General features: G+C 70.6%; 20 protein-coding genes. 8 read left to right on the forward strand and 12 right to left on the reverse strand.

Annotation, left to right across the window (positions count from 1 at the left end; genetic code table 11):
* Positions 1 to 91: 91 nt before the first annotated feature.
* Positions 92 to 1132: an NAD(P)H-dependent flavin oxidoreductase gene (locus DY023_RS02430; RefSeq protein WP_116240755.1), complete on the forward strand. Its 1041-nt coding sequence runs from the start codon at positions 92 to 94 to the stop codon at positions 1130 to 1132.
* Positions 1133 to 1230: 98 nt separating this feature from the next.
* Here DY023_RS02430 and purU read toward each other — a convergent pair whose 3' ends face one another.
* Positions 1231 to 2082, reverse strand: coding sequence for a formyltetrahydrofolate deformylase (gene purU / locus DY023_RS02435; protein ID WP_116240756.1), 852 nt, complete (start codon positions 2080 to 2082; stop codon positions 1231 to 1233).
* 58 nt (positions 2083 to 2140) lie between these two features.
* Between purU and DY023_RS02440 the strand changes: the two genes are divergently transcribed.
* Together DY023_RS02440 and DY023_RS02445 are read left to right on the forward strand one after the other, a co-directional pair.
* Positions 2141 to 3340, forward strand: a complete 1200-nt coding sequence (locus DY023_RS02440; protein WP_245958555.1) for a cation:proton antiporter — start codon at positions 2141 to 2143, stop codon at positions 3338 to 3340.
* A complete protein-coding gene (locus tag DY023_RS02445; protein ID WP_116240758.1) occupies positions 3337 to 3804 on the forward strand; it encodes a glutaminase in 468 nt (155 codons plus the stop codon). Before DY023_RS02440 ends, DY023_RS02445 begins: the two co-directional genes overlap by 4 nt.
* Positions 3805 to 3909: 105 nt before the next feature.
* Here DY023_RS02445 and DY023_RS02450 read toward each other — a convergent pair whose 3' ends face one another.
* On the reverse strand, positions 3910 to 4626 hold the full coding sequence (locus tag DY023_RS02450; protein ID WP_116240759.1) for a glutamine amidotransferase-related protein: 717 nt from the start codon (positions 4624 to 4626) through the stop codon (positions 3910 to 3912).
* A 100-nt stretch (positions 4627 to 4726) separates the two neighbouring features.
* Here DY023_RS02450 and DY023_RS02455 point away from each other — a divergent pair, with 100 nt between their 5' ends.
* On the forward strand, positions 4727 to 7255 hold the full coding sequence (locus DY023_RS02455; RefSeq protein WP_245958556.1) for an ATP-dependent Clp protease ATP-binding subunit: 2529 nt from the start codon (positions 4727 to 4729) through the stop codon (positions 7253 to 7255).
* Between the two features lie 54 nt (positions 7256 to 7309).
* On the opposite strand, the gene DY023_RS02460 is transcribed toward DY023_RS02455, so the two are convergent.
* Positions 7310 to 8050, reverse strand: a complete 741-nt coding sequence (locus DY023_RS02460) for a LysR substrate-binding domain-containing protein (RefSeq protein ID WP_116240761.1) — start codon at positions 8048 to 8050, stop codon at positions 7310 to 7312.
* A 182-nt stretch (positions 8051 to 8232) separates the two neighbouring features.
* The gene (locus DY023_RS02465) at positions 8233 to 8907 is read right to left on the reverse strand and encodes a helix-turn-helix transcriptional regulator (protein ID WP_116240762.1); all 675 of its coding nucleotides are present in this window, start codon (positions 8905 to 8907) and stop codon (positions 8233 to 8235) included.
* Between the two features lie 80 nt (positions 8908 to 8987).
* Between DY023_RS02465 and DY023_RS02470 the strand changes: the two genes are divergently transcribed.
* Positions 8988 to 9419 carry a hypothetical protein gene (locus DY023_RS02470; protein WP_116240763.1) on the forward strand — a complete coding sequence of 144 codons (432 nt, stop codon included), beginning with the start codon at positions 8988 to 8990 and terminating at the stop codon, positions 9417 to 9419.
* Positions 9420 to 9450: 31 nt separating this feature from the next.
* Here the strand turns inward: DY023_RS02470 and DY023_RS02475 are convergent, their stop codons facing one another.
* The gene (locus tag DY023_RS02475) at positions 9451 to 9789 is read right to left on the reverse strand and encodes a hypothetical protein (protein WP_245958557.1); all 339 of its coding nucleotides are present in this window, start codon (positions 9787 to 9789) and stop codon (positions 9451 to 9453) included.
* Positions 9786 to 11366 carry a PspC domain-containing protein gene (locus DY023_RS02480; RefSeq protein ID WP_181905692.1) on the reverse strand — a complete coding sequence of 527 codons (1581 nt, stop codon included), beginning with the start codon at positions 11364 to 11366 and terminating at the stop codon, positions 9786 to 9788. The genes DY023_RS02475 and DY023_RS02480 overlap by 4 nt, the downstream gene beginning before the upstream one ends.
* Before the next feature lie 115 nt (positions 11367 to 11481).
* On the opposite strand from DY023_RS02480, the gene DY023_RS02485 reads away from it, so the two are divergent.
* Together DY023_RS02485 and DY023_RS02490 are read left to right on the forward strand one after the other, a co-directional pair.
* A complete protein-coding gene (locus DY023_RS02485; RefSeq protein WP_116240765.1) occupies positions 11482 to 12675 on the forward strand; it encodes an ATP-binding protein in 1194 nt (397 codons plus the stop codon).
* Positions 12672 to 13328: a LuxR C-terminal-related transcriptional regulator gene (locus tag DY023_RS02490; RefSeq protein WP_116240766.1), complete on the forward strand. Its 657-nt coding sequence runs from the start codon at positions 12672 to 12674 to the stop codon at positions 13326 to 13328. The genes DY023_RS02485 and DY023_RS02490 overlap by 4 nt, the downstream gene beginning before the upstream one ends.
* Positions 13329 to 13332: 4 nt before the next feature.
* On the opposite strand, the gene DY023_RS02495 is transcribed toward DY023_RS02490, so the two are convergent.
* The 4 genes from DY023_RS02495 to tyrS form a co-directional block, all read right to left on the reverse strand.
* Positions 13333 to 13740, reverse strand: a complete 408-nt coding sequence (locus DY023_RS02495; protein WP_116240767.1) for a DapH/DapD/GlmU-related protein — start codon at positions 13738 to 13740, stop codon at positions 13333 to 13335.
* A 67-nt stretch (positions 13741 to 13807) separates the two neighbouring features.
* On the reverse strand, positions 13808 to 14581 hold the full coding sequence (locus tag DY023_RS02500) for a DNA-formamidopyrimidine glycosylase family protein (protein ID WP_116240768.1): 774 nt from the start codon (positions 14579 to 14581) through the stop codon (positions 13808 to 13810).
* The gene (locus DY023_RS02505; RefSeq protein ID WP_116240769.1) at positions 14574 to 15314 is read right to left on the reverse strand and encodes an EI24 domain-containing protein; all 741 of its coding nucleotides are present in this window, start codon (positions 15312 to 15314) and stop codon (positions 14574 to 14576) included. The genes DY023_RS02500 and DY023_RS02505 overlap by 8 nt, the downstream gene beginning before the upstream one ends.
* 99 nt (positions 15315 to 15413) lie before the next feature.
* Entirely contained in the window at positions 15414 to 16619 is a 1206-nt protein-coding gene (gene tyrS, locus DY023_RS02510) for a tyrosine--tRNA ligase (RefSeq protein WP_116240770.1), read from the reverse strand.
* A gap of 214 nt (positions 16620 to 16833) precedes the next feature.
* Between tyrS and DY023_RS17880 the strand changes: the two genes are divergently transcribed.
* Entirely contained in the window at positions 16834 to 17310 is a 477-nt protein-coding gene (locus DY023_RS17880; RefSeq protein ID WP_181905693.1) for an HIT family protein, read from the forward strand.
* 5 nt (positions 17311 to 17315) lie between these two features.
* Here the strand turns inward: DY023_RS17880 and DY023_RS02520 are convergent, their stop codons facing one another.
* Both DY023_RS02520 and DY023_RS02525 read right to left on the reverse strand, forming a co-directional pair.
* Entirely contained in the window at positions 17316 to 17864 is a 549-nt protein-coding gene (locus tag DY023_RS02520; RefSeq protein ID WP_116240772.1) for a P-loop nucleotide/nucleoside kinase family protein, read from the reverse strand.
* Between the two features lie 6 nt (positions 17865 to 17870).
* Positions 17871 to 22535, reverse strand: a complete 4665-nt coding sequence (locus DY023_RS02525; protein WP_116240773.1) for an ATP-dependent helicase — start codon at positions 22533 to 22535, stop codon at positions 17871 to 17873.
* Positions 22536 to 22569: the final 34 nt, after the last annotated feature.

A 22569-nucleotide genomic window follows, 5' to 3' on the forward strand; every position in this document is an offset into this window, starting at 1 on the left:
CTGTGCTCATTGCGACGGGAGCGGATGCGTGGCCACGTGCGACGGGAACGTGCGTGAAACACGGGTTCGGCGCGGGCGTAGCCTCGGGAGTATGAGTGACCTCTGCGCGCTGCTCGGCATCCGGCATCCGATCGTCCTGGCTCCGTTCGGCGGGCTGTCCTCGGTGGCACTGACAGCAGCGGTGAGTGAGGCGGGCGGGCTCGGATCGTACGGGCTGTACGGCTACGACGGCGAGCGGATCGCGCGCACGGCCGCCGCGCTGCGGGATGCCACGGACGCGCCGTTCGCGCTGAACATCTGGCTGCCGACCGGGGACGAGGTCGCCCCAAGCCCCGAGCACGACGGCTATGCGCAGACGCTCGTCGCGTTCTACGCCGAAGTCGGCATGGATGCTCCGCCGCGACCCGACCGCTATCTGCCGACGCTCCAGGAGCAGCTCGACGCGATCTGGGATGCCGCACCTGCCGCGCTCAGCGTCGTGTTCGGAGTACCCTCGGGAGAACTCGTCGAGGAGGCCCACCGGCGGGGCATCCGGGTGATCGGCACGGCGACCACCGTCGCCGAGGCGGTGGCGCTCGAGGCCGGCGGGGTGGACGCGATCGTCGCGACAGGTGCCGAGGCGGCCGGCCACCGGGTGTCGTTCCTGAAGCCGGCGGAGCAGTCGCTGGTCGGGTTGTTCTCGCTGCTGCCGCAGGTGGCGGATGCCGTGTCGGTGCCGGTGATCGCGGCCGGCGGCATCGCCGATCGCCGTGGGGTCGCCGCGGCCTTCGCCCTGGGTGCCGACGGCGTGCAGGTCGGCACTGCGTTTCTGGTCACGGGGGAGTCGGCTGCGAACGACGCACACCGGGTGGCGATCCGTGGCACTGCGGCCGACGAGAGCGTTCTGACGCGGGCCATGAGCGGACGGCTGTCCCGTGGCGCCGCGAACCGCGCGGTCCGCGAGATCGAGGCATCCGGCGCCATCGCGCCGTTCCCCGCGCAGAACTGGCTCACCGGACGGTTCCGCGCCGTCGCCGGGGAGCGCGGCCTCGGTGAGCTGCAGTCGCTGTGGCTCGGGCAGTCGGCGCCGCTCGCACGCGGCACCGCAGCATCCGACGTCTTCGCCGAGCTGCTGGCGGGCGTGCCCGCCTGACGCTCCGGTCGCGATCCGGCACAGTGGCGGGTCGCGTGACTGTGCTCGATTGCGACGGGAGCGTGGCGGGCGACCGCGGCAGGGGCGCGAGGGCGACGTTAGAGGATGACGGTCGAGCGGCCGTGCACGATCACGCGGTCCTCGGCATGCCACTTCACGGCGCGAGCGAGCACGAAGCGCTCCACATCTGCGCCTCGGCGCTGCAGCTCGGCGGCCGACTCGGCGTGCGTCACCCGCGTGACGTCCTGCTCGATGATCGGCCCCTCGTCGAGGTCGGCCGTGGCGTAGTGCGCTGTCGCGCCGATCAGCTTCACGCCGCGCTCCTTCGCCCGTGCGTACGGGTTCGCGCCGATGAAGGCGGGCAGGAAGGAGTGGTGGATGTTGATCACCGGTGCCCCGAGCGACTCGATGAACGAATCGCTGAGGATCTGCATGTACCGCGCGAGCACCACCAGGTCGACGTTGCCGCGCAGCAGGTCGAGCTGCCGCTGCTCCATCGCGGCCTTGTCGGCGGCGGGGATGTGCACGAACGGCACCCCGAAGGCCCGCACCGAGTCGGCCAGGTCGGGGTGGTTCGAGACGACCATGGTCACGTCGATGTCGAGCTCGCCGCGCTGCGTGCGCCAGAGCAGTTCGAGCAGGCAGTGGTCGTACTTCGACACGAAGATCGCCACGCGCTTGCGCCGCGAGGCGTCGTGCAGCGACCACTCCATGTCGAAGCGCTCCGCGACGGCCGAGATGGATGCCTCGAGCGCCGGCCGCTTGGCGGCGAGCCCATCCAGGTGGATCACGGTGCGCTGGAAGAAGCGCCCGCCTGCGGCATCCGTCGAGTGCTGATCGAGCGAGATGATGTTCGCGCCGTGCTCGGCGAGCGCGCCGGCCACGGCAGCGACGATGCCGGGCTGGTCGTCGCAGGCGATGAGAAGGCGGGCGGTGTCGGGCTGGGCCATGCATAGATTCTGCCGCTCCGGAGCTTCGCGCCGCCAATCATGACACTACGCTGGGCGGGTGGAACACAGCGCAATCAGCCTCGTCATGATCCCTCTGCTGGCGGTGCTCGCGCCGATCCTGGCGCGGCTGATCGGTCCTGTGCTGCGCATTCCGGTCGTCGTCTTCGAACTGGTGCTCGGGATCATCGCCGGCCCGGCGCTGCTCGGCTGGGTGCACCCCAACGAGATCATCGACATGCTCAGCGAGTTCGGGCTCGCGATGCTGTTCTTCCTCGCCGGCACCGAGATCGACTTCAAGGCGCTCGGCCGCAAGTCGCTCGGTCGTGCCTCGCTCGGCTGGCTCGTCAGCATCGCTCTGGGCATCGGCGTCGGCTTCATGATCGCTCCCGGCGACGGCATGATCGTCGTGGCGATCGCGCTCAGCTCGACGGCGCTGGGCACCCTGATGCCGATCCTGCGGGACGCCGGCGAGATGGACACCCCGTTCGGCAAGGCCGTCATCGCGATCGGCACGATCGGCGAGTTCCTGCCCCTGATCGCGATCTCGATCTTCCTGAGCGTGCGGGCGGCTCCTGCGGCCACCATCGTGCTGCTCGTGTTCGTCGTGATCGCGCTCCTCGCCGTCTACGCCGCCCGTCGCATTCCGCACGGCCGGCTGCACACCTTCGTGAGCACGACTCTGCACACCTCGGCGCAGTTCGGCGTGCGGTTCGTGCTGCTGCTGGTCGCGGCGCTGGTGGCGCTGAGCATCTGGCTCGATCTGGACATGCTCCTCGGCGCGTTCGTGGCCGGATCGGTGTGGCGGATCATGATGTCGAGCGCCTCGAAGAAGGACGCCGAAGAGATCGAGAGCAAGGTCGAGGCGATCGCCTTCGGATTCCTGGTGCCGATCTTCTTCATCTACACGGGCGTGACGTTCGATCTGAAGGCGCTGCTGGCCTCGCCACTGGCGATGGCACTGGTTCCGATCCTGCTGATCGCGCTGCTGGTGATCCGTGGTCTCGCCGCGCAGTTCTCTGCGACGTCGGAGATGACGAAGCGCGACCGTTCCGCGCTCGCGCTGCTCGCCGCGACCGGCCTTCCGATCATCGTCGCCGTCACCGGAATCGGCGTCAGCGAGGGGATGCTCGAGACCGATATCGCCGCAGCCCTGGTCGGTGCCGGCATGCTGTCGGTGCTGCTGTACCCGCTGATCGGAATGACGATCCGCGGTGAGCGCTCCGCGGTGCAGAGCCCGCAACTGCAGGGCGAGCTGTGACCACAGCATCCGCGCTGTTCGACGCCGCACGGCAGCGGCTCGCGGATGCGCCGAAGCAGGGTCTCGGGGTGGCGAAGGTCTCGCGCTGGCGAGCACTGCGGATCGTCCGCGCGGGGGAGGCGTGGCATCTCGGGGTGCTGCTTCTCGGCGACGACGGCGTGTACACGACCGGCGAGGTGCTCCGCGCCGCCGAAGAGGTGCGTCGCGGTTACGCCGCGGAGTCGGCCAGGGCGCGGGCCGACCGCCGCGCGCAGGCGCGTCGCGGTGGCTTCGGTGAGGGCGAGATCGTGCACGTCGGGTGGACGGCGCTCGATGTCGCCGCGGTGGATGCCGGCGGGGCATCCGGTCCGCTGTTGGTGGCCGACGGCGTACCATCCGTGCGCTGGAGCGCTGCTGGTGTGATGCCGCTGGAGGTCTATCTGAACGAGCAGATCGAGTTGCGGTACCCGGGGTCCGGGGACTGAGGTCCTTCGTCTCGCTCCGCTCGCTCAGGAACCGGGGTCGGCGCATCGGAGCGGTGCTCCGGGGCCGAGCGAGCGAAGCGAGTCGAAGTGACGAAGGGCGTCGCCTCAGCGACCGACCAGCTCCACGAACCGGCGCAGCAGGTCGGTGCCGGTGGGTGAGGTGGCGAGGATCTCGGCCTCGACGCGGTCGAACTCCGCCGGGTCGAAGTACCCGGTGCTGCGATAGAAATCCATGCGATGCGCGAAGTCCTGCGGCGTGGGCTCGGGGTGGAACTGCGTCGCATAGAGCCGGTCCCCGACCCGGTACGCCTGCACCGGGCAGTCATCGTTCGTGGCGAGCAGCACCGCGCCCGGAGGTGGCTCGGAAGAGCCCTCCTTGTGCGCAGTGAGCACGTCCATCTCGGGAGCGCTGGGGCCGAAGAGCGGGTCCTGCGCGCCCGCGGCGGTGATGCGGATGCTGGTCTCGCGGGTGAACTCCGGGGTCGCGGTGCCGACCGTGCCACCCAGCATCCTGGTGACGACGCCGATCCCGTAACAGGTGAACATCGCCGCCGGCCCGCCGTCGATCGCGGCGCGGGCGATCCTCTCGAGGTCGGCCTCGACCCGCAGCTGATCGTCGGTCTTCTCCTCATCGCCGACGTTGAACGGCGACCCGCCGACGACGATGCCGTCGTATGCGCGCCAGTCGATCTCGTCGAGCGGATGCCCGATCAGATCGTGGCGGTCCAGCCTCTCCACGCCGAGACCGCGCCGGAAGGACAGGTGCTCGGCTGCTGCCGCGCCCTGCTCCGGACGCACGCAGACGTAGAGGAGTGAGACCACGAGCCGAGTTTAGTTGCGGTGCGGGGGAATACCGTCATCAGGTTGACGTTGAACTTGATAGAAGTACACTCAACTTCTTCGGATTCTTCAGGAGGACATGATGCCCAGCGACATCAACGGCGGTGGATCGTTCGACGACTTCCTCGCCCGCTACCTCGCCGGGGAGCAGGCCCGGCAGGCGCGATCGATCGACCTCGGTCGCTTTCTCACCGCACGCACGCAGCAGATCCTGCAGCGCGCGGGCCGCTTCGCGATCGAGCGCGGCCAGACCGAGCTCGACGCTCTGCACATCCTGCGCGTGATCGTCGACGACGAGGCCGTCGCGCGTGCGGTCCAGCACATCGGCGTCGACCCCGCGGCGATCGTCGCATCCGTCGACGCCCGGCTGCCCGAACCGCGCGATGCCGGCGACGTGGACGCCGCGACGCTCACCCCGAGCGCCTCGCGCGCCCTGTTCCACGCGTACCAGGTCGCCCGTTCGTCGGGTTCGACGTACATCGACCCCGAGCACCTCTTCTTCGCGCTGGTGCTCGGCCAGGACGTGCCCGCGGGTCAGGTGCTGGCCCGCGCCGGCGTCACCGCGGAGGCCCTGACGCAGGGGCTGCGTGAGGGCGTGCCCGCCCCTGTGGGTGCTCCCGCCGAGCAGGCATCCGATTCCCCGGCATCCGAGACCCCGATGCTCGACCAGTACGGCCTCGACCTCACCGCCCGCGCCCGCGCGGGTGAGGTGGATCCGGTGATCGGCCGTGCCGACGAGATCGAGCAGACCATCGAGATCCTCAGTCGGCGCACCAAGAACAACCCGGTGCTGATCGGCGAGGCCGGCGTGGGCAAGACCGCGATCGTGGAGGGCCTGGCCCGCGCGATCGTCGAGGGGGCCGTGCCAGAGCAGCTGAAGGACCGCCGCGTGGTCGCCCTCGACCTGCCCGGCATGCTCGCCGGCACCCGGTACCGCGGCGACTTCGAGGAGCGCCTCACCAAGACGATGGACGAGATCTCCGCTCACAAGGGCGAGGTCATCGTGTTCATCGACGAGGTGCACACCGTGGTCGGCGCCGGAGGGTCCGGAGAGGCCGGCGGCATGGACGCCGGCAACATCCTCAAGCCCCGTCTGGCACGAGGCGACCTGCACATGATCGGCGCGACGACGCTCGACGAGTACCGCCGCATCGAGAAGGACCCGGCGCTGGAGCGCCGCTTCCAGCCGGTGAAGGTTGGCGAGCCGTCCGTCGCCGACGCCGTGCGCATCCTCGAAGGCCTCAAGCAGGCCTATGAGGACCACCACCGCGTCACCTACACGGATGCCGCCATCCGCGCCGCCGTGCAGCTGAGCGACCGGTACCTCTCCGATCGGGTGCTGCCCGACAAGGCGATCGACCTCATCGACCAGGCCGGTGCGCGACTGCGCCTGCGTCTCGGCGTGCCGGTTGACGTCAGCGACCTGATGGCGCAGCTCGCCGATCTCGAGGCGCAGAAGAACGCGGCCGTGGCGAGCGAGCACTACGAGGAGGCCTCGCGCATCCGCGACGAGATCGCCGAGGTGCAGGAGAAGATCGAGTCCGCGTCGACGAGCGTCGTCGGGAACACGATCGTGGACGAGCCTGAGATCGCCGCGGTGATCTCCCGCGCCACCGGCATCCCCGTGAGCCGGCTCACCGAGGGTGAGCGCGAGCGTCTGCATGATCTGGAAGCCGACCTGCACGCGCGGGTGATCGGTCAGGACGATGCGGTGAAGGCCGTGGTGCGTGCCGTGCGCCGCAACCGCACCGGCATGGGCGACGCCCGTCGCCCTGTGGGATCGTTCCTGTTCCTGGGGCCGACCGGTGTCGGCAAGACCGAGCTGGCCAAGGCCCTCGCGTCCCGGCTGTTCGACGACGAGGACGCGGTGATCCGGTTCGACATGAGCGAGTTCGGCGAGCGGCACACAGTGTCGCGCCTGGTCGGCGCCCCTCCGGGATATGTGGGCTACGACGAGGCCGGTCAGCTCACCGAGCGCGTGCGGCGCAACCCGTACTCGATCGTGCTGTTCGACGAGATCGAGAAGGCGCACCCCGACGTGTTCAACCTGCTGCTGCAGGTGCTCGACGACGGTCGCCTCACCGACGGCCAGGGGCGCACGGTCGACTTCCGCAACACGGTGATCGTGATGACCTCGAACTTCGGCTCGGAGTTCCTGGCCTCCCGGTCGGGTGCGCTCGGCTTCGTGGCGTCGCGAGATGCCTCGGGATTCTCCTCGCAGGAGGACCTGAAGGCCCGTGTGATGGGCAAGCTGCGCGAGGCGATGCGCCCCGAGTTCCTGAACCGCATCGACGAGATCGTGATCTTCCAGAAGCTCTCGCTCGAGGAGATCTCGCAGATCGTGCGGCTGGTGCTCGGCGCCACGGCCGACCGGCTGTCGCTGCGTTCGGTGGCCCTCGAGGTCACGGATGCCGCGGTGACCTGGCTCGGCGAGCACGGCTACGAGCCGGAGTACGGTGCCCGGCCGCTGCGCCGGCTGATCCAGCGCGAGGTCGACGACCGCATCGCCGACCTGTTCGTCTCGGGCGAGCTGACAGACGGCGGGCACGTCGTGGTGGATGCCTCGGGCGAGGCGCTCGCGGTGACGGCCAAGGCGCCGGTCACGGCCTGACGCGGCACGGGAAGGCCCGGCGCTTCGGCGGCGGGCACTTTCTGGTGCCGGGCGTCAGCGCGAGGAGTTCGCGGTGCGTCCGCGGACGATCCCGACGAAGGTCTCGACGTCGGGGGTGGTGCGTTCGCGGGGCCAGGCCAGGGCGACGGTGGAGGTCGGGCCGCCCTGCAGCACGCGGAAGTCGGCGTCCTTGCGGTGATGCAGGCGGGCGAGCGACATCGGCACGACGACGATCCCGATGCCCGTGGCCACGGTCGCGATCGCGTCTGCCGTCGTCGCGACGGGCGCGAACCGCGGCGCCGCCGTCGGCAGGTCGAGCGGGCCGAGCACGTCGTCGAGCGGTGTCACCAGCACCTCGCCGTCGAGATCGGCGGAGGTGAGGGACTCGGCTGCCATGAGGTGCGACTCGGCGGATGCCACGACGACAGGCAGCTCGTCGTAGAGACGGATCACGTGCAGGTCATCGGGGCTGTCGATCGGCAGACGCACCAGGGCCGCGTCGAGGTCGGACAGCGCGTCGCGCTGACCGGCGACCTCGATCGGCATCAGCTCGAGGGCGACGCGCGGCATCCGGGTCTTCCAGGCATCGATCCACCTGCCCGGCGTCGCTCCCGGAACGGCGCCGAGCCGGAACGTGCGGGGAGCGTCGTCGACGACCTCGCGGGGAGCGGCCTTCTTGGTCTGCGGGCGCTTCGCCTGCGCCGCCTTCTTGCCCGCCGGGGCTTTGCCCGGGGGCTTGCCGCGTCCGCCACTGGGTCGCTTCCCGGATGCGGGCCGCCCGCTCTTCTTCGCCACGTTCCCACGCTACTTCCTCGCAGGCCCGCCCATGCGAGGTTGGCACCGCGCCGGACGCTGTCCCGCACCGGATGCCGGAGCCGAGCGACGCACGCTGAGGATCGCTCCTCGCGCCGGATGCCGGAGAACCGGTCCGCGCGGGCAGTCGCACCGTCGCGCATCCCGGCGGGTGTGCCGAGCGCTCAGGCGCCCCGGGTGACCGTCACGCAGCAGCGTCCATCGGCGGGGTCGAGGCGCGCGCAGACGTGGTCGCAGCCGAGGCCCTCGACGACGCCGTCGACGTAGGCGTGGTTCATTCCGCAGACGAGTCCGGTGTGCTCCCGTGCGAGCGAGTCGAAGGGGCAGTTCGCGAGGACCAGGTCGTCGTCCGATCGGCGCGGCTCATACCCCTGCGTGGCGAGGGCCGCCGCCGTGCGGTCGAGCTCGTCGCCGTCCACCGCGGTGGCCGTCTCGCCCAGCATCCGTCCCTCCTCCTTCGCGACAGCGTCCAGGGCGTCGGGCAATGCCGTGCCGTCGGCGGTGCGCTCGATCGCCGCGGCGAGCAGGTGCCCGACCAGGTCGTACCGGCGCTCCGGCAGCGACACCGCGACGGTCTCGGCGACGCGTCGGTAGAGCTTCGACGGGCGTCCGGCGCCGGGCCCGCTCCGGCCGGAGAGTCGGCGGAACTCCACCTCGAGCAGTCCCGCGTCCACGAGACGGTCGAGCTGGAACCGTGCGACGTGCGGCGGCAGGTCGAGAGCGGATGCCGCCGCTTCGCGACCGACCGCCTCGGGCTGGGCGGCGACGTACTCGTACAGCGCCTGCCGGGTGGGATCGGCGAGTGCGCCGATGCGTCCTGCCTCCGCGCTGACATCCATCCTCTAAGTGTAGCGACTCTTGTATTTAGAAGACCACCGTTCTAAAATTTGGAAAACTCACTTTTAGAAAAGAGGGCATCATGGCCGCTCCCAGCGTCACCCGTCCTGCACTGATGCAGGACGGCAACCGGCAGGCGTTCCTGCTGCTGCGCACCGTCTTCACCGTCGCCCCGATCCTGTTCGGCCTGGACAAGTACGTCCGGGTGCTGATAGCTGACTGGGAGCGCTACCTTGCGCCGTGGATGCTGCGGCTCACCCCCTTCGACGCGCACACGATGATGCTCGTCGTGGGAGCGATCGAGATCGTCGCCGGCATCCTCGTCGCGTTCCTGCCCCGCCTCGGCGGGTACGTGGTCGCGGCCTGGCTGGCAGGCATCATCGTCAGTCTGGTCAGCGTCGGCGGCTATCTCGACATCGCGCTGCGCGACTTCGGGCTGCTGATCGGTGCGCTCGCGCTGTCCAGCCTCGCGGCGGGACAGGGGTACCGACTGCTGGGCGGGCGCAAGGGCTGACGGGCGTCCGGCGAAGAGCGCGACTCCGGTCTCAGTGTGGCATCCTGCGCTGCAGCCGGCGGAGCAGCCCGGCGAGCCCGGCGACGAGCACGAGCACGCCGACGGCGAGCAACGAGACCGCGATGATCGTGGCCGGGGCCAGCCCGGCGAGCCAGTCGGTGACGCTGTCGCGTCGCTGCGGATCACTGAGAAGCCAGATGCCTCCGAACGCGAGGCCCGCGAAGAACAGGCCCCACACGATCGCAGCCCAGCGCGTGCGCGGCGCCGTGGAGGCCGCGCCCGGAGCCTCCGGCGCAGCCGCCGTCTCGGCATCCGCTTCGGCGAACATGACCTCGCTCAGGGACTCGACGCTGTCATCCGCGGTGCTCATCGGGAATTCTCCTCGGCCTGCTCGTAGAACGTGATGGTGATGTCGCCGGACTGCTGCTGCAACCGCACCGGCGCGATGGTGTTCGGCGCGTCGGGCTGCTCGGGATCCGGCCCGGAGGCCTTGGTGCGCTGGATCAGCCGGGTGCCGTCGGCCTGCCGGGTGCCGGTCCAGACTCCGCCGTCCGTCGCCTCGTAGACGCCGTCCTCTCCGATCTTGAAGGTCGTCCAGTGCACTGCGGCGTCCTGGACGGTCGCGTCCAGTTGCAGTGTGACACCCTGCGGCACCTCGATCGAGGTGTAGCCGTCGCCCTTGTACAGGGTGACCGGGTTGCTCTCGCCGCCGTCGAGAGGCATGAGGTAGATCGACATCGACCCGAACGGCTGTCGCACCGTCGACGCCTCGCCATTGCTCATTCCGCTGTCGCCCATCACCACGTCGCCGATGGTGGTGAACCCTCCGGCGATCGCCCCGCCGACGAGAGTGATCACCGTGAGAAAGGCGAGCAGCCCGCTTCGGCGTCGTGAGACGCCGGCGATGACCATGCCGAGCGCGAGGATCAGCGCGGCGGTGCACAGGGCGAGCGACACGGCGGCACCGCTGTCCGCCAGCAGGGCGACCACCGCTCCCGTCACCAGGGCCAGTCCTGCCACGGCCGCGAGGTACGCTCCGCTGACGCGGGGGTTCGATGCCCGCTTCGCTCGACGGCGTTCGGATGCCTCGGCGGCGAACTGCGCGGCGACCGCCTGCCTCTCACGCCGGGCCTGTTCCCGTGCGGCACGGTCGGCGTCCTGCTGCTGACGGCGCCAGGCCTGATCCTGTGCCTGCCACGCGGCGTGCTGCGCACGCCAGGCATCCAGATCCCCGGCATCCGCGGGTGCGGCAGGGGCGGGAGGATCGGCGAGGGCGGATGCCGCGATCGCCGGAGCGGCGATCGGCGAGGCATCCGGCCCTCGCCCGTCCGCGAGGTCGGCGATTCCCGAGTCGCCGGCCGTCGCGGATGTGTCGGGGCCGGCAGGATCCGCAGAAGCCGTTCGCGGATCCGGCGCCAGGGCACCCGGGGTGCGGCGCGCGGCCCGCACGATGAGGACGAGCAGCACGGCCACGGCCGCCAGCCCGACGAGGATGAGGAGCACGGACACCGGCCCGGCCCCGTACACGAGACCGTACGGTGCGAAGAAGGCATCCGTCAGCAGCCCACGGTCGCCGTACAGCCACCAGAACGGGTTCGCGACCGGCAGGAACGCGAGGGCCACGAGCGCGAGGATGCCGAGCTGCGCTGCCTCGAACCGGCCGTGCAGCAGCTCCCTGAGGTGGATCCTCCCCTCGGCGTCGGGCAGCAGGGCCCACGCGAGGGCGTACAGGAAAGAGAGTGGAAACCCGAACAGCGTCACGACCAGCAGGATGCCGCGCACGATCAGCGGGTCGATGCGCAGTCGTGCGGCGATGCCGGCGCACACACCGCCGACCCAGCCGTCGGAGCGTGCGAGCCCGAGTCCGGCGATCCACAGGAAGAACCGGTCGGAGCCGTGCGGCGCCGGCGGCGGCGTGGCGGATGGCGGGGCGGTCGGGATCGTCATGGTTTCGATCCTGTCCGCCCGGGACTCGCGCCTGCCATGGGGTGAACCCCTGACGCGACCCTGAAATCGCCTTCGGGGCAGGTCCGGCGGGCCGATCGGGTGATTGGATTGCGGCATGCACTCCTCCGTCCCCGGCATCCTGCCGCGCCCTCCTCGGGTCGCGCCGCCGCCGCGCCCGCCGCTGGAGCGCGACCGCGAGTGCGTGGTCTCCGGCGTGAGCGCGGGCCTCGCGCGCCACCTCGGTGCGCCGGTGTGGACGATCAGGTCGTTGTTCGCGGTGCTGGGGCTGTTCGGTGGCGTCGGGGTGCTGCTGTACGTGTGGTGCTGGGCGCTGATGCCGTGGCAGGCGGGGGAGAAGGCGCCCTCGCGTCAGGTGCCGATCGCCTGGGTGCTGCTCGCCCTCGCCGCAGCCGCGCTGTTCGTCGTCGTGGTCGACGGCGGGTATCCGTGGGTCTACGGGGCTGTTGGCGGGGGCAACCCGTTCGCCGTGTTCGCGCTGCACGCATTCCTCGTGCTCGGTGTGGCCGCCGGCAGCTGGTCGGCGCTGGTCGATCAGGCGGACCCTGCACGCGGGCCGCGGCACTCGATCGTCATCCGCTCGATCGCCGTGGCGATGATGGTGGTCCTCTTCTTCATCCTCGCGCTTCGAGGGGTCGCGTCGCTCGTGCTGCTGCTGCCCCTGCTGGCGATCGCCGTGGTGCTGTCGTCGACGCTGTACCGGCGCTGGCGCGAGCTGTCCGGCGAGCGCATCCGTCGCATCCGCGAGGAGCAGCGCAGTGAGATGGCCGCGCATCTGCACGACTCGGTGCTGCAGACGCTCGCGCTGATCCAGAACCGGGCGGGCCCCTCGAGCGAGGCCGCACGCCTCGCCAGGGCGCAGGAGCGCGAGCTGCGCGCATGGTTGTACGACGGTGATTCGCCTGCCGACAGCGATCTGCCCACCGACCTGCGCGACTACGCCGGCGCGCTCGAGCTCGATTACCCGGTGCGCATCGACGTGGTCTCGGCCGGGCTCTCGGCCGAGCGGGCCAGCGGCGAGGTCGCCGCGGCCGCGCGCGAGGCGATGCTCAACGCCGCCCGGCACGCCGGCGGCGAGGTGTCGGTGTACATCGAGGGCTCCGCCGCGGGTGTCGACGTCTTCATCCGAGACCGCGGCACCGGCTTCGAGCTCGACGGCGTGCCCGGGGACAGGCTCGGCGTACGCGAATCGATCATCGGCCGGATGCGCCGGGCCGGCGGCAGCGCCACGGTGCGCAGCAGTGAGCAGGGCACCGAAGTGCACCTGAAGTTCACAGGAGCGCAGTCATGACCGGCATCCGCGTCGTGATCGTCGACGACCACTCGATCTTCCGCTCCGGCCTGCGCACGGATCTGGACGCGTCGGTGGAGGTGGTCGGCGACGCCGCCGACGTGCCGTCGGCGATCGCCGTGATCCGCGAGACAGCGCCTGATGTCGTGCTGCTGGACGTGCACCTCCCGGGCGGGCCAGGCGATGACGCCTCCGGCGGGGAGTCGGTGATCCGCGGCTGCGCGGGAGTGCCGACGAGGTTCCTCGCGCTGAGCGTGTCGGATGCGGCGGAGGATGTCGTGCGCGTGATCCGCGCGGGCGCGCGGGGCTACATCACGAAGGGCTCCTCCGGGGTCGAGGTGAGCAGCGCCGTGCACGCCGTCGCCGGAGGGGATGCCGTGTTCTCACCGCGACTGGCCGGCTTCGTACTGGACGCGTTCGGTGCGGTGGCGGGCGAGACCGCGGCGGTGGACGACGAACTCGACCGGCTCTCGGCGCGCGAGCAGGAGGTCATGCGCCTGATCGCCCGAGGATACGCCTACAAAGAGGTCGCATCCGAACTGTTCATCTCGATCAAGACGGTCGAGACGCACGTCTCCGCGGTGCTGCGCAAACTGCAGCTGTCGTCGCGGCACGAACTGACCGCCTGGGCATCGGAGCGACGCCTGCTCTGAAGGTTCAGGCCGCCAGCCAGAGTCCCTTCTGATCGGTCGCGACCATCAGCCCGGCGGCGACGGTCTCGTCGTCGCCGATGCGGGCTCCGCGGGCGATGCGGGCCCCCGCTCCGACCTCGGTGCGGACGCCGATGTGCGCGCCGTCACCGATCACCGCGCCCTGTCCGACGTGCGCGTGCGCGTCGATGTAGGCGTTCTCGCCGATGACGGCATCCGGCTCGATCCAGGCGCCGCGCGAGACGTGCGCGCCGGCTCCGACCCGCGCGCGCGGTTCGATATAGGCGCCGGACTCGATCAGAGCCTTCGGGTGCACCTTCGCGCCGTGCGCGACGAGGCCGCGGCCGTTCGCGTGCTTGCGGTACCGCAGCGTGGCGCCCTGGTCGTCCTCGATATCGATGTAGTTCTTGCCCACGATTCCTCCCGTCCGGACACTGCCGGATATAGCAACAACCAGGGGAGGGGCGGATATATTCCCGCACTCATCTCTGGCAGGACGGGCACCAGAAAGTGACGCGCTGCGTCGTGGGATCCGCGCCCTGCGAACCGGTGAGGATCGGGGTTCCGCACCGTCGGCACGGGCGTCCGGCACGGCCGTACACCCAGGTGTCCTGCCCGCGACGTGCGACGCCGGTGAAGGTGCGCACGGGGCGGTCGCGGTTCATCCGGATGGTGCGCGCACCGAGGTCGAGCAGCGCCGCGGTGTCGACCTCGGATGCCGGCATCTCGGGCAGGATTCCCCTCAGGAACAGCAGTTCTGCGGCGTACTCGTTGCCGAATCCGGCGACGTTGCGCTGGTCGAGCAGGGCGACATGGATGCTGCGCGCATCGGAGTGCACCCGGCGGGCCGCCTCGACGGCGTCCCAGGTCTCGGAGAGCGGATCGGGGCCGAGATGACCCACGATCTGCTGCTCGTCGCGGGTGGGTACGACCTCGATGTCGTGGATGTCGACGCCGACGGCCTCGGCAGTCGGGGCGCCCACGATCGCGCGCACCTTGAAGGCAGGGTGCCGCCACTTCTCGCCCGGACGATAGATGAACCAGGTGCCATCCATGCGCAGATGGGAATGAACGGTCACGTCGTCGATGCGCATCAGGATGTGCTTGCCTCGCGGGACGACCTCGCGCACGATCCGGCCCGTCAGATCGACGGTCGCCACCTGGGGCACTCGCAGCTCGAATCGGGTGACCTGCTGCCCGCGCAGAGCCGCGTCCAGGCGGTGCGCCGCCTGGTAGACGGTGTCGCCCTCAGGCATCCGCCTGCCGGTCTGTCAGTTCCCGGGCCAGCATCGTGGAACCGGCGACGGCGGCGGGCATCGTGATGATCGCGCCGAGCGGGATCATGAAGCACAGCTGCGTGGCGACGCCGAATCCGAGCACACGGGCCCGGCCCGAGCCGAGCAGGCGAGACCGCGTCGCGGCATCCAGGCCACGGGCGTCGAATGCTCGCCCGGTGAGTTCCCGCGCGAGCAGGCGGCCAGACAGCACGACGCCCGTGATCGACGCGATCACGCCGCCGACGACGGGGATGAAGCCGATCACGAGCGTCAGCAGAGCGACCAGGATGCCGAGCACGACCAGGCGCAGGCCCTCGCCGACCGTGGTCCAGAAGCCGGTCTCGCCGGTGGGCTCGTCGCCGCCGAGCGACCGCTCCACCCCGCGCCAGATGCGCTGGTAGAACGGATCGCCGATCGTGAGGGCGAGCGCGGTGAAGACGAGTCCGGCGAGGATCGCCGCAGCGATGAACAGCACGATGCCGAGGGCCGTGCGCAGGGCGATCTGCCACCCCGCATCCCAGCCGTCGGCGAACGGCGTCATCCACGAAGTGATACCGCCGAGCGACAGCCCGAACGGGATGAGCAGCGCGGCGAGCACGAGGAACGCGAGGGCGGCGGGGATGAGTCCGAGCGCGAGCAGCTTCGGATGCGTGCGCCACATGCCGAAGCCGCGCAGCAGCGTGCCGAATCCCGTGGCGAACTCGCGGATCATGCCACCAGCGTATGCGGCACCGCCCGCGCGTGAGGCGTTCCGGTCGCACGACGATCGGTGTTGCAGGGACGGGACCGGCGAATCGTGGGACCGGAACGTTCAGGCGGGCAGGTCCAGACGAGTCCACGTTCGCCGGCCGGTGCGCAGGATGCTGCCGTCCCGAACCGTCAGCGCGAGGTCCGGATCCGTGAGGAGGGTGCCGTCCACGCGCACCGCGCCCTGCGCGAGGAGGCGCCGGCGCGCGGAGCCGCTGAGGTCGGGACGGGCAAGCTCGAGCAGAGCGAGGGTCGTGAGCACCGGAGACGTCAGCTGCACAGCATCCGTGGTCTCCGGCGTCGCGCCTTCGGAGAAGACCCGCAGGAACGCCTCGCGCTCCCGTGCCGCGGCATCCGCGCCGTGGTACCGGGCTACGAGCGCCTCGGCCATCGCGAGCTTCGCGTCGCGGGCGTCGCGCCCGCCGCGTGCCGAGGCGGTTGTCAGCTCCGCGACGCGCGCGTCGTCGAGAGTCGTGTACGCGCTCGCCCACACGCCCGTGAGGTCGTCGGGCAAGCTCATCGCCTTGCCGAACTTGTCACCGGCCATGTCGGTCAGCGCGATGTAGTTGCCGAGCGACTTCGACTGCTTCGGACCGCCGTCCAGGCCCGGCGTGATCACCGTGGTGATGAGGGATTGCGGTCGTGAGCCGAGACGCTGCTGGTACTGCCGGCCCATCATCTCGTTGAACAGCTGGTCCGAGCCGACGATGGTCAGATCGCTGTCCATCGCGAAGCTGTCGTAGCCCTGCAGCACCGGGTAGGTCAGCTCGTGGAGCGCGATCTCGCGTCCCTGCGCGAGGCGGTCGCGGAACATGTCGCGCGCCATCAGCTGAGCGTGCGTGGTCATGCTGAAGAGCGTCAGCAGCTCGGCCACCGGCATCCGGTCGAACCACTCCGAGTTGCGGCGCACCTCGAACACCTCCGGCGACGTGTCCAGCACGAGCGAGACCTGCGTGAGGAAGGCGCGGGCGTTCTCGTCGATCTGCGCGTCGGTCAGCACCGGACGAGTCTCGCTCTTGCCTGTCGGGTCGCCGACGCGCGTGGTGAGGTCTCCCAGCAGGAACACGACCCGGTGCCCGTGCTCCTGCAGATGCCGCATGAGCCAGAGATTCACCGCGTGGCCCAGGTGAAGGTCCGGGGCGGTGAGGTCGACGCCGTACTTGATCCGCAGCTGCGCGCCGCTGTCGAGTCTGTCGCGAAGGGCGTCCTCGTCGATGATCGTGTCGATCGTGCGCCGCATCGGGCGCAGGATGTCGTCTGCTCGGGTCATGGTGGTCCTCTCGTCAGGTCGGAGAGGATGGCCGGGCCAGAGCCTCCCGCGGATACGCGAAAGGCAAGGACGGATGTCCTTGCCTCGAGCTCTGGCCAGTGTGTGTGGGGCGCTACAGACCGCCGGCTCTGGCCAGAGCCGGGCGATACGAATACAGACGCGCCGTCATGTCGAGCACCGTATCACGACGGATGCCGGGCCATACGATGGCCGGGTGTGGTGGTCCGAAGCGGAGCAGGCGGCGCTGGCCGATCCGTCGACCTGCGGGATGTGCGCCGACGCGCACCTCGAGGAGAACCCGCACAGTGTCCTGATCGCGTCCACGCCGACGGCGCACATCCGGCTGGCCCGGAACCAGGCGCATCCGGGCTACTGCCTGGTCATCCTGCGCGAGCACGTCACCGATCTGGCCGACCTCGACGCCGACGCGCTCGCCGCATTCTGGAGCGACGTGCAGCGCGCGGGGCGTGCGATCGGCGCGGTGCTCGATCCGCGCAAGATCGACTATCTGGTGATGGGGCACCGGATGCCGCACCTGCACTGCCATCTGCTGCCGCAGCACACCGACGACGACCCGCTGCGGAACGTCGACATCTCGGACGGGCCGGTGCTGCTGCCGGATGCGGGGCTGCGCGAGCGGGCGCGGTCGCTCCGAGACGCGTGGAACGCGGTTTCGACAGTGGAACGCTGATCTCGTCAGCCGGCGGCGAGCAGCGCGAGCTCCTCGTGCGGGGTCGACGAGTTGATGATCCGGGGCGCTTCAGGTCCGCCGGACCAGGACGACAGCTGCCGCTGCATCCGTTCGAGTTCGAGAGCGCCGCCCGCTTCCGCGAGCAGAGCCCGGATGCGTCGGTCGATGGATCCGGATGCCGAGCCGTGCGCCCGTTCCTGGACACGGCGCCAGCATTCTTCGGCGTCTTCGTGCAGCAGCGTGCGCACGACGCGTCCGCCGCTCTGTGCGACGGCGTCCTCGAACGGGGCGGCCTCCGCCGGAGTGAAGAACAGCTGAGGGAAGATCACGTCTCCTCCGCGTCCGATCTGTTCCCGCAGCACCGCCAGAGCAAGGGGCTGCACCTCGGCGCCGGCCCGCACGAAGTCGATCGATGCGGTGTCCAGCAGGCCTCGCAGCAGGTCGACGTCGAGGTTGAGCCAGCCGCGGCGGGACTCCACGAAACTTCGTGCGTACGTCGACTTGCCCGAGCCGGGGAGGCCGTTCACGAAAATGCAGGTTCCGCCCTCGGTCATGATTGATCAGACCGCCTTGCGCAGTGCATATCCGCGCGGAGTGACGACGAAGCCGGCCTCCTGCAGGCTGCGGGCGATGGCCGTGCCGTACACGCCCTCGCCGTTGATCTTCTCGATCGTCAGCGTCTCGAGCCGGCGCAGTCGTGAGGTCGCCGCGAGGTCGGACACAGCAGCGCGCAGGGTCTCCTCGTCATCGGTGAACGCGAGCACGGTGCGGCCTCCGCGCTCCAGGTAGAGCACGAGCGCACCGTCGACGATCACGACAAGCCCGCCTGCCTTGCGACCCGGTCGATGCGACACCTCGTCGATGCGCGGCCAGGGCAGCGCGGCTCCGTACGGGTTCGCCGGGTCTGTCGCGGCGAGCGTGACAGCGTTGCGGGGCGGGGGATCGGCCAGGCCGGCGAAGGTGCGCAGCCGGTCGACGGTGGTGGACGCGGCGAACTGCGCGGCTCCGAGCCGTTCGATCACATAGCCGCGACGGGCGTGCCCGGCCTCCTCGAAGCCGGCGAGCACGCGGTAGGCCTGGGCGAAGCCGCCAGGCATGCCCTCGGCCTGCACCGCTCCGCGGGTGACGACGCCGTACCGGTCCAGGAGCAGCCCGGCGCTGACGGTGGCGCGGCGCGCGGCATCCGGGTCTGTCTCGGGCAGCACCGACCAGCGGCCACCGACCGTGGTGGGGCGGGCGCTCGCGGGGCGAGCCAGCGAGACTCCGCGGTAGGTGCGGGTGCGTGGCGCGCGGCGCGTGGTCTTGTGCGCCTGAGACCCGCCGGCGATCAGTGCGCGCACCGGGGCGAAGGTGTCGTTGGTGATGTGCCCCTGCCAGGTCAGGGCCCAGAGCGCATCGAGCACGGACTGCTCGTTCTCGGCGTCGGTCATCGCCTTCAGCGCGCCGGCGAACTGGGCGCCGCTGAGGCGCAGCGCGTCGAGCAGCTTCTCCTCGAGAGACCCGGGTGACGGTGGCTCCTCGGGGAGGGGGAGAGTGAACGGCGCGAGATCGACCGGATGCAGCGACACCCAGCCGTCCCGGCCGGGCAGTGAGCCGTGACCGGCCCAGACCACTTCTCCCGCCGCGGTGAGCTCGTCCAGCAGCGCGGGCGAGTAGTCGCGCACGCGACTCGGCAGCACCAGCGACTCCCACGCGCTCGCCGGGATCGGCACGCCGGCGAACTGCTCGACCACCGAGAGCACACCGTCGACACCCTCGAGCGGGCGGGTCAGGTGCTGCCAATCGGGCAGGAACCGAGCGTATGCCTCGGCCGGGACAGGTTCGACCGACCCTCGGATCGCTGCGAGCGACCGCATCCGCAGCCGGCGCAGCACCTCGGCGTCGCACCACTCCTTCTCGTCGGCGGACGAGCCGCTGCTGGCCGGCAGGAAGTACCCGCTGTTCAGCCGCCCGGCCGATTCGAGCCGCTGCAGGGTGTGCCTGGCGACGGCGCTGCCGAGCCCGAAGCGGGTCGCGACGGCATCGGTCGTGAACGGTCCGTGGGTGCGTGCGTACCGCGACACCAGGTCGCCGAGCGGGTCGGCGACGGGTTCGAGGAACGCCACCGGGATCCCGACGGGCAGCGCGGTGCCCAGACCGTCGCGCAGGCGCCCGGCATCCTCGATCGCGGCGAACCGGCGGGCGCCCGCGATCGTCACCTCGATCGCGCGGTGCGCGGAGACGAGGGAGGCCAGGTGAGCGGATGCCTCGGCGTCGGATGCGGCGGCAGAAGGCGTTACGTCTCGGTTGCTGGCGCTCCCTCGCGGGGCGGCCGGGGAAGTGGACTGCAGCCGCCGCGCCACCTCGGCCGCATCCAGCGGCCCGAGCATCCGCAGCAGGTCGGCGACGCCCTCCAGCCCTCGCGCTCGTCGCGACGGGTCGAGCCGCTGCGCCTCGAGCTCGAACTGCGCGAGCACGTCGGGATCGAGCAGTTCGCGCATCTCGACGGTGCCGAGCAGCTCTCCGAGCAGGGACGGATCGACCGACAGCGCCGCAGCGCGGCGCTCGGCCAGCGGCGAATCGCCCTCGTACATGAACGCGCCGACGTAGCCGAACAGCAGGTCGCGGGCGTAGGGAGAAGGCTGCGCGGGCTCGGTCTCGACCAGTCGCACGCGCCGCTCGGCGATGTCCGTCGCCAGGCGCCGCAGCGACGGAAGGTCGTAGACGTCCTGCAGCACCTCGCGCAGGGTCTCGAGGATGACAGGGAAGGTCGGATGCCGCCTCGCCACCTCGAGCAACTGTGCCGAGCGCTGTCGCTGCTGCCAGAGCGGGGTGCGCTTGTTCGGATTCATCCGCGGCATGAGCAGCGCCCGAGCCGCGCACTCCCGGAATCGCGAGGCGAACAGCGCCGATCCGCCGACCTCGGCCGTGACCAGCTGTTCGAGCTCGTCGGGGTCGAACACGAACAGCTCAGCCCCGGGCGGTTCGGCGTCGGCATCCGGCACGCGCACGATGATGCCGTCGTCGCTTGCGACCGCCGATCCCTCGACACCCAGTCGCTCGCGCACCCGCGCGCTGATGGCCAGTGCCCACGGTGCATGGACCTTCATGCCGAAGGGCGAATGCAGGATGATCCGCCAGTCGCCGACCTCATCGTGACCGCGCTCGACGGTCAGCGTGCGGTCAGTGGGCAGAGTGCCGGTGGCCTCGCGCTGCTCGGTCAGATACCCGAGCAGGTTGTCGCGCGCCCGCTCATCGAGCCCCGCGTCGATCAGGCGCCGCTGCGCCTTTCCAGCCTCGGCGGTCGACACCTCGCGAGAGAACCGGCCCAGGGCCTCGCCGAGCTCGAAGGGGCGGCCGATGCCGTCGCCGTGCCAGAACGGCACCTTGCCCGGCTGCCCGAACGCGGGGATGACGTTGACCCGGTCGTGCGTGATCTCGGCGATCCGCCAACTGGTGGTGCCGAGCGTGAACACGTCGCCCACGCGGGACTCGTAGACCATCTCCTCGTCCAGCTCGCCCACACGAGCCCCCGTCGTCTCACCGGCGACGAAGACGCCGAACAGGCCGCGGTCGGGGATGGTCCCGCCACTGGTCACTGCGATGCGCTGCGCGCCGGGGCGGCCGGTCAGCGTGCCGGCATCCCGGTCCCAGACCAGCCGCGGCCGCAGTTCGGCGAACTCGTCGGACGGGTACTTGCCCGCGAGCAGATCGAGCGTCGCCTCGTAGGCCGAGCGGGGGAGCGAGGCGAACGGCGCGCTGCGACGCACGGTCTCGAACCATTCCTCCACGTCGAGCGGATCCAGGGCGCAGGCGGCCACGGTCTGCTGGGCGAGGATGTCGAGGGGGTTGCGGGGCACAGCGATCGCCTCGATCTTGCCGGCCAGCATCCGCTCGGTGACGATCGCGGTGTGCAGCACGTCGCCGCGATGCTTGGGGAAGAGATCCGCCCGGCTGATCTCGCCGACCTGGTGGCCGGCGCGTCCCACGCGCTGCAGGCCGGATGCCGCTGACGGCGGCGCCTCGACCTGGATCACCAGATCGACCGCGCCCATGTCGATGCCGAGCTCGAGGCTGCTCGTCGCGACCACGCAGCGCAGCACGCCGGATTTCAGTTCGTCCTCGACCAGGGCGCGCTGCTCCTTCGACACCGAGCCGTGGTGCGCTTTGGCGAGCACCGGGTCGGCCCCCGCGGTCGCCCCCGCCTGCGCCATCATGGCCGCGGGCGGTCCGGAGGCGTCTGGCAGAGGGACCCCGATGCGTTCGGAGTAGATCTCGTTCAGTCGCCCGGTGAGACGCTCGGCGAGGCGCCGCGAGTTGGCGAACACGATTGTGGAGTTGTTCTCGAGCACCCGGTCGACGATCGCCTCCTCGACGTGCGGCCATACCGAGCCGGTCACCTCGGGTGCCTGCCCTGAGCCTGTCGAAGGGTACTCGGCCGGCTCGTCGGAGGCCGCGGCGGCACCGGGCGGCGGGGGAGGGTTGCGCATGTCGTCGATGGGCACGACCACCCCGAGCTCGAAGGTCTTCGTGGCGCGTGGCGCGACGATCTCGACCGGCGCCGAGCCGCCGAGGAAGCGCGCGACCTCGTCGATCGGCCGCACGGTCGCGGACAGGCCGATGCGCTGGGCCGGAGCATCCGCGCCACGCGCCTCGCGCAGGGCGTCGAGCCGTTCCAGGCTGACTGCGAGATGCGCGCCGCGCTTGGTGGCGGCGACCGCGTGCACCTCGTCGATGATCACGGTGTGCACGCCGCGCAGCGTCTCGCCGGCGCGGCTGGTGAGCATGAGGTAGAGCGACTCGGGCGTGGTGATGAGGATGTCGGGCGGATCGCTGACCAGCTTGCGACGGTCGCTCGAGGTGGTGTCCCCGGAGCGCACGCCCACCGTGATCTCGGGCACCGGCACACCGAGCCTTCGCGCCGACTGACCGATGCCCACCAGGGGCGAGCGCAGGTTGCGCTCGACGTCGACGCCGAGCGCCTTCAGCGGAGAGATGTAGAGGATGCGGGTGCGCGGGAGGCCATCGGATGCGGCGTCCGCCGTCGCACGCTCTCTGAACACGCTGTCGATCGCCCACAGGAATGCCGACAGCGTCTTGCCCGATCCGGTCGGGGCCACGACGAGGGCGTGCTTGCCGGCGGAGATCGCATCCCATGCCCCGGCCTGCGCCGAGGTGGGCGCGGCGAAGGCGCCCCGGAACCAGTCCTGCGTGGCGGGGGTGAATCGATCGAGCACGTCGCCCATCCCTCCATCATGAAGCAGGGCTCCGACACCGCGC

Source organism: Microbacterium bovistercoris (assembly GCF_003387575.1).
Lineage (GTDB): Bacteria > Actinomycetota > Actinomycetes > Actinomycetales > Microbacteriaceae > Microbacterium > Microbacterium bovistercoris.

Coding starts and splice junctions, on each gene's coding strand:
- DY023_RS02475 (WP_245958557.1), bottom strand. CDS start 9,789: ATGAGCACCGCGGATGACAGCGTCGAGTCCCTGAGCGAGGTCATGTTC.
- DY023_RS02455 (WP_245958556.1), top strand. CDS start 4,727: ATGCCCAGCGACATCAACGGCGGTGGATCGTTCGACGACTTCCTCGCC.
- DY023_RS02525 (WP_116240773.1), bottom strand. CDS start 22,535: ATGGGCGACGTGCTCGATCGATTCACCCCCGCCACGCAGGACTGGTTC.
- DY023_RS02480 (WP_181905692.1), bottom strand. CDS start 11,366: ATGACGATCCCGACCGCCCCGCCATCCGCCACGCCGCCGCCGGCGCCG.
- DY023_RS02430 (WP_116240755.1), top strand. CDS start 92: ATGAGTGACCTCTGCGCGCTGCTCGGCATCCGGCATCCGATCGTCCTG.
- DY023_RS02470 (WP_116240763.1), top strand. CDS start 8,988: ATGGCCGCTCCCAGCGTCACCCGTCCTGCACTGATGCAGGACGGCAAC.
- DY023_RS02505 (WP_116240769.1), bottom strand. CDS start 15,314: ATGATCCGCGAGTTCGCCACGGGATTCGGCACGCTGCTGCGCGGCTTC.
- DY023_RS02500 (WP_116240768.1), bottom strand. CDS start 14,581: ATGCCTGAGGGCGACACCGTCTACCAGGCGGCGCACCGCCTGGACGCG.
- DY023_RS02485 (WP_116240765.1), top strand. CDS start 11,482: ATGCACTCCTCCGTCCCCGGCATCCTGCCGCGCCCTCCTCGGGTCGCG.
- DY023_RS02520 (WP_116240772.1), bottom strand. CDS start 17,864: ATGACCGAGGGCGGAACCTGCATTTTCGTGAACGGCCTCCCCGGCTCG.
- purU (WP_116240756.1), bottom strand. CDS start 2,082: ATGGCCCAGCCCGACACCGCCCGCCTTCTCATCGCCTGCGACGACCAG.
- DY023_RS02465 (WP_116240762.1), bottom strand. CDS start 8,907: ATGGATGTCAGCGCGGAGGCAGGACGCATCGGCGCACTCGCCGATCCC.
- DY023_RS02490 (WP_116240766.1), top strand. CDS start 12,672: ATGACCGGCATCCGCGTCGTGATCGTCGACGACCACTCGATCTTCCGC.
- tyrS (WP_116240770.1), bottom strand. CDS start 16,619: ATGACCCGAGCAGACGACATCCTGCGCCCGATGCGGCGCACGATCGAC.